This is a genomic window from Allobosea sp., from assembly GCF_048595345.1.
In the GTDB taxonomy this organism is placed as follows: Bacteria; Pseudomonadota; Alphaproteobacteria; order Rhizobiales; family Beijerinckiaceae; genus Allobosea.
In genome coordinates, this window is sequence record NZ_JBMDWH010000033.1 from 1 (window position 1) to 5,538 (window position 5,538).

The 5,538-nt window shown below is 67.8% G+C and carries 5 protein-coding genes; 1 reads left to right on the forward strand and 4 read right to left on the reverse strand.

All coding sequences use genetic code 11. The annotated features are described in order from the left end of the window. A partial coding sequence (locus tag ACOJTB_RS04285; RefSeq protein ID WP_465248397.1) for a ferredoxin reductase domain-containing protein occupies positions 1–340 on the forward strand: 340 nt, incomplete at its 5' end. 167 nt (positions 341–507) lie between these two features. Here the strand turns inward: ACOJTB_RS04285 and eutC are convergent. The 4 genes from eutC to ACOJTB_RS04305 form a co-directional block, all read right to left on the reverse strand. Further along, a complete protein-coding gene (gene eutC / locus ACOJTB_RS04290; protein ID WP_420101282.1) occupies positions 508–1,302 on the reverse strand; it encodes an ethanolamine ammonia-lyase subunit EutC in 795 nt (264 codons plus the stop codon). Continuing rightward, a complete protein-coding gene (locus ACOJTB_RS04295) occupies positions 1,299–2,687 on the reverse strand; it encodes an ethanolamine ammonia-lyase subunit EutB (protein ID WP_420101283.1) in 1,389 nt (462 codons plus the stop codon). Before ACOJTB_RS04295 ends, eutC begins: the two co-directional genes overlap by 4 nt. A gap of 160 nt (positions 2,688–2,847) precedes the next feature. Next, positions 2,848–4,323: an amidase gene (locus ACOJTB_RS04300; RefSeq protein WP_420101284.1), complete on the reverse strand. Its 1,476-nt coding sequence runs from the start codon at positions 4,321–4,323 to the stop codon at positions 2,848–2,850. 10 nt (positions 4,324–4,333) lie between these two features. After that, a complete protein-coding gene (locus ACOJTB_RS04305) occupies positions 4,334–5,494 on the reverse strand; it encodes a M20 aminoacylase family protein (protein WP_420101285.1) in 1,161 nt (386 codons plus the stop codon). Positions 5,495–5,538: the final 44 nt, after the last annotated feature.

The following is a 5,538-nucleotide window of genomic DNA, read 5'->3' on the forward strand; positions in this document are numbered from 1 at the left end:
GCAGGTGGCGGAGCTGGCCTATGGCGAGCGCATCCAGAGCGAATTGCCGCAGGACGAGTTCCTCGGCGAGACGATCCGCAGCCAGCTCACCTACTATCCGACGGTAACGCGCGAGCCCTTCCGCAACCGCGGCCGCATCACCGATCTCCTCACCTCCGGCCAGCTGTTCAGTGACATCGGCCAGCAGGGCTTCGATCCGGAAAGCGACCGCTTCATGCTGTGCGGCTCGCCGCAAATGCTCGCCGATCTCAAGACCATCTTCGAGGAGCGCGGCCTCACTGAAGGCAACACCGGCGAACCCGGCGACTACGTCATTGAAAAGGCCTTCGTGGAGAAGTGAGGTGGTGGGGCTACTTCGAAATTGGCGCAGCGCTCCTCTCTCCTGTCGTCATCCCGGACGGAGCGAAGCGCAGCTCCGGGATCCATCCTAGGGCGCTCCGCCCTTCGATGGATCCCGGGGCAAGCCCGGGATGACGGCGTGTTCTCGTATCTCTGCCAGCCGCCCCTTTAGAACCCACCCACCCGCAGCACCTCCGGATCCGCCTCGCGGTCGCTCTCATCCTTCAGCCGCGTGCCGCTGAGGCGCAGAGCGAAAGCCTGCCGCACCAGCCAGGCGATCTTGTAGCCCGCCGCCACCGCATCCAGCCCGCCGGAGCGGATGTTGGAGACGCAATTGCGGTCGGCGTCGCTGGCCCCCACGCGCGGCGCGAAGGTGATGTAGGCGCCGAGGCTGTCCGGCGCCGACAATCCCGGCCGCTCGCCGATCAGCATGATGCAGAGCTTCGCGCCGAGCCGCTGGCCGATCTCGTCGCCCAGCGCCACGCGCGCGCCCTGCGCCACCACCACAGGCGCCAGGCTGAGGCCGAAATGCGCGGCATAGGCCTTGAGATGCGCCAGCAGCGGCACGGCATTGGCCGCGACCGCGCGCGAGGACAACCCGTCGGCGACCACGATCACGATATCGCAGCCCTTGCCCTCCTGCGCATCGAGCAGGGCCGCGCTCTCCGGCGAGAGCCGTCGGCCGAGATCGGGCCGACGCAGATAGACCGACCGCTCGGTCGCATCCGAGCGCAGGGGCAAGGCCTCGCAGCCCAGCGCCGCGACCTGCTCCTCGAGGCTGGCGAGATCGAGCGGGACATGGATCGCATCGCGCGCCGCCGCATGGGCGAGCTGGAAGCGCAGCACCTCGCGCGTCGGCTGGCTGGCGCCCGTACGGCCGAGGCCGATGCGCGCGGGAGTGAGATCGGCGAGTTTCGCCCAGAGCGTCTCGGCCGGGCCGGGGCGGCGATCGGGCGTGCTCATGCCGCGAGCCCCAGCGTGCGCGTGAGCTGCGGCAGCGCCGCCGCCTCTCCCCGCAGGCGTCCGGCGGCATCCACGATGCCGGCCTGCTCCAGCCAGGCCTCGAATTCCGGCGCCCGGCGCAGGCCCAGCACCTCGCGGATATAGAGCTGGTCGTGGAACGAGGTGGACTGGTAATTCAGCATCACGTCATCGGCGCCCGGAATGCCCATGATGAAGGTGATGCCGGCCGTGCCCAGCAGGGTGAGCAGCGTGTCCATGTCGTCCTGATCGGCCTCGGCATGATTGGTGTAGCAGATGTCGCAGCCCATCGGCAGGCCGAGCAGCTTGCCGCAGAAATGATCCTCCAGCCCGGCCCGGATGATCTGCTTGCCGTCATAGAGATATTCCGGGCCGATGAACCCGACGACCGTGTTGACGAGCAGCGGCTCGAACTGCCGCGCCACGCCATAGGCCCGCGCCTCCAACGTCTGCTGATCGACGCCGTGATGGGCGCCGGCCGAGAGCGCCGAGCCCTGCCCTGTTTCGAAATACATCACATTGTCGCCGACCGTTCCGCGCTTCAGCGACAGCGCCGCCTCATGTCCCTCCTTCAGCACCGCAAGATCGATTCCGAAGGAGCTGTTAGCCCCCTGCGTTCCGGCGATCGACTGGAAGACGAGGTCGATCGGCAAGCCCTGCTCGATCAGCCCGATCGTGGTCGTGACATGGGTGAGGATGCAGGATTGCGTCGGCATCTGCAGCTTGTCGATCAGCCCGTCGAAGAGCCGCGCCAGATCGGCCATCACTTCGACGGAGTCGGAGGCCGGATTGACGCCGATCACCGCATCGCCGCAGCCATACATCAGCCCGTCCACGACGGAGGCGGCGATGCCGGCGCGGTCGTCGGTCGGGTGGTTGGGCTGGAGCCGGACTGAGAGCCGCCCGGCCAAGCCGATCGTGTTGCGGAAGCGGGTGACGACACGGGCCTTGCGCGCGGCGAGGATGAGATCCTGGTTGCGCATCAGCTTGGAAACCGCCGCCGCCATCTCGGGCGTGACGCCGCGCGCGATCCGCGCCAGCATCGCCGCATCAACCGCCTCCGACAACAGCCAGTCGCGAAAGCCGCCCACGGTCAGGTGAGCGATCGGCGCGAAGGCCTGCGCATCATGCCCGTCGATGATCAGCCGGGTGACCTCGTCCTCTTCATAGGGAACGAAGGTCTCGGTGAGGAAGGCCTTCAGCGGCACGTCGGCGAGGCAGAGCTTGGCCGCCACATTCTCCTCGGCCGAGCCTGCTGCGATCCCCGCCAGCATGTCGCCGGAGCGCAAAGGCGTCGCCTTCGCCATCACCTCCTTGAGGTCGGCGAAATGCCAGCTCTGCTGGCCGATGATGGTGCGGTAGGCCATTCTCGTTACCTTGCTGCTACCAGCGCCGCAAAAGCGCTAGCGTGACGCCCCGGATCCACGACGCGATCCCGGAGCGGCGCTGCTTTGCAGCTTGTCCGGGATGACGGCGCGGTTCCGTGCAGAACCCCAAAAGCGTAGCACGAACGATGCCATCCCGCCCTCACCCCGCAGCGACATGCACGCCCGGCCTGCGCCCGTCATTCCACCGCCCGCCCAGCGCCCGCTCGATCTGCGCCGCCAGTTGCAGCAAAAGCCCGTCCTGCGCCTGCGCGGCCTGCGCCTGGATGCCGAAGGGCAGGCCGTTCTCCTGACGACCCATCGGCAGCGAAATCGCCGGGATGCCGCAGAGATTGGAGAGCGGCGTATAGGCGAAGAACTCCCAGAGATGGCCGAACCAGTCGAGCACGTCGGGATTGTCGCTCGTCGTGAGATATTCGGTGGTGCCGATCTTGGGCGTCGGCAGCGCCGTGATCGGCGTCAGGATGATGTCCCAGTCCTGGAAGAACGCGCCGAAACCGCGCGCCGTGGCGTTGAAGACTCCCTGCATCCGGAAACGCTCGGAATAGGACATGTCCCGGCCGGCCTCCCAGATGCGGATGTTCATCGGCTCGATCAGCTCGGCCGGCGGCCGCTCCAGCCCTCTCGCCTCCAGCAGCCCGGCGATGACCTGCGCGAAATTGCTGATGTAGCAGGTCGTCTGGGCGGCGAAGGCGGCGCGCCAATCGACCGAAGGCAGCGCCCAGTCGACATGGTGGCCGAGCCCTTCGAGGAAACGCCCTGCCTTTTCCAGCTCGGCGACGATGGCGGGCATCGCGCGATAATCGCCCCATTCATGCGAGAGCGCGATCCTGAGGCGCCCCGGATCGCGCTGGATCAGCTCCGTATAGGGCTCGGGCGCCGCCCAATAGGGCATGAACTCGCCCGGCGCGCCGCCGCGGCAGGCATCGACGAAGGCCGCCGTGTCCCGCACGGTGCGGCTGTGGCAGCCCTGGGCCGAGACATAGCCGGTGATGTCGGAGAGGTTGGGGCCGATCGAAAAAACCCCGCGCGAGGGCTTCAGCCCGATATTGCCGTTGAAGCCGGCCGGAATCCGGATCGAACCCCCGCCATCCGTGGCATGGGACAGCGGCACGACGCCCGCCGCCACCATCGCCGCCGTGCCGGCCGAGGAGCCGCAGGTGGTGTAATCCGTGTTCCACGGATTGCGGGTGACATAGAGCGCCGGGTTCTCGGCCGAGCTGCACACGCCGAATTCAGGGGTCGTCGTGCGGCCCATCAGGTTGAGGCCGGCCTTGCGCATCTGCGTCGTCAGAAAGGCATCGGCAGCAGGCCGGTTGCCGCGCATGAACAGGGAGCCCTGCTCCTGCAGCCGTCCCTTCAGCGTCGGCCCCAGATCCTTCATCAGGAAGGGCACGCCGGCGAGCGGGCCGTCCGGTTTCATCCCATCCTTCAGGGGATCGGCGACGACATCCTCGAAGACCTCGACGACGGCGCTCAGCGTCGGATTCGTCAGTGAGATGCCGGCGGCGGCCTGCGTTGCAAGCTCGGCCGGACTCACCTCGCCCTTGCGCACCAGTTCGGCGAGGCCGACGCCGTCATGGGCGGCCCATTCCGCCCAGCTCATCGGCAGGGTCATGGCCGCGCCCTCACGCCGCCGCCCGCGTCTCGACGAGCCGTGCCAGCAGGCTCGCCCCCACCGGCAGAATCCCGTCGTCGAGCACATAGGCCGGGTTATGGACCGGCACGTCCCCGGCATGGCCGACCCAGGCATAGGCGCCGGGCACGATCTGCAGCATATCGGCGAAATCCTCGCTGCCCATCAGCGCCTTGGCCTCAGTCAGCACGTTTTCGGCGCCGACGATCTCCCCGGCGACATCGACCACCGCCTGCGTCGGCGCTTCGTGATTGACCAGAACGTTGAAGATGTTGCGGATATCGACCTCGATCGTGACGCCGAAAGTCGCGGCGATGCCCGCTGCGATCTCGCGCATGCGGCTGCGGATCAGTTCGCCGGTCGCTTCGGAGAAGGTGCGGATCGTGCCGGCCAGCACCGCCTCCTCCGGGATGACATTATAGGCAGAGCCGGCATGGATCTGCGTGATCGAGAGCACCGCCGCCTCGCGCGGATCGGCGTTGCGGCTGACGATGGTCTGGAGCGCCGCCGCCAGGCTCGTCGCCACCATGATCGGATCGCGCCCCATCTGCGGCATTGCGCCATGGGCGCCCTTGCCGGTGATCTTGATGTCGAAGAAATCCGCGCCCGCCATCGCCGGCCCCGGGAAGATCGAGATCTGGCCGGGAGCGAGCTGCGGCGCATTGTGCAGCCCGTAGATCTCGTCGCAGGGGAAGCGCTCGAACAGCTTTTCCGCGATCATGCGGCGCGCGCCACCCAGCCCCTCCTCCGCCGGCTGGAAGACGAAGATCGCAGTGCCCTTGAAGCCGCGATTTTCGGAGAGATAGCGCGCCGCGCCCAGCAGCATGGTGGTGTGGCCGTCATGGCCGCAGGCGTGCATCTTGCCCGGCACGGTGGAGCGGAAGGGCAGGTTGGTGATTTCGTGGATCGGCAGCGCGTCCATATCGGCCCGCAGGCCGATGCGCCGTCCCGGCCCGCCCGTGCCGTGCAGCACGCCGACGACGCCGGTGGTGCCGATGCCGCGATGCACCTCGATCCCCCACCCCGCCAGCTTTTCGGCGACGATGCCGGAGGTACGCACCTCCTCGAAGCCGATTTCGGGATGGGCGTGGAGATCGCGCCGGATCGCGGTGAGCTCATCCTTGAAGGCGTCGATCTGGGGTAGGACGGGCATGGGAACTCCAGCGGTCGGCAAGGCGATGGCGAGGCCACCGAGGT

What these genes read in the sequence shown, in the direction of transcription:
- ACOJTB_RS04305 (WP_420101285.1), bottom strand. Translation starts at nt 5,494, where the DNA reads ATGCCCGTCCTACCCCAGATCGACGCCTTCAAGGATGAGCTCACCGCG.
- ACOJTB_RS04295 (WP_420101283.1), bottom strand. Translation starts at nt 2,687, where the DNA reads ATGGCCTACCGCACCATCATCGGCCAGCAGAGCTGGCATTTCGCCGAC.
- eutC (WP_420101282.1), bottom strand. Translation starts at nt 1,302, where the DNA reads ATGAGCACGCCCGATCGCCGCCCCGGCCCGGCCGAGACGCTCTGGGCG.
- ACOJTB_RS04300 (WP_420101284.1), bottom strand. Translation starts at nt 4,323, where the DNA reads ATGACCCTGCCGATGAGCTGGGCGGAATGGGCCGCCCATGACGGCGTC.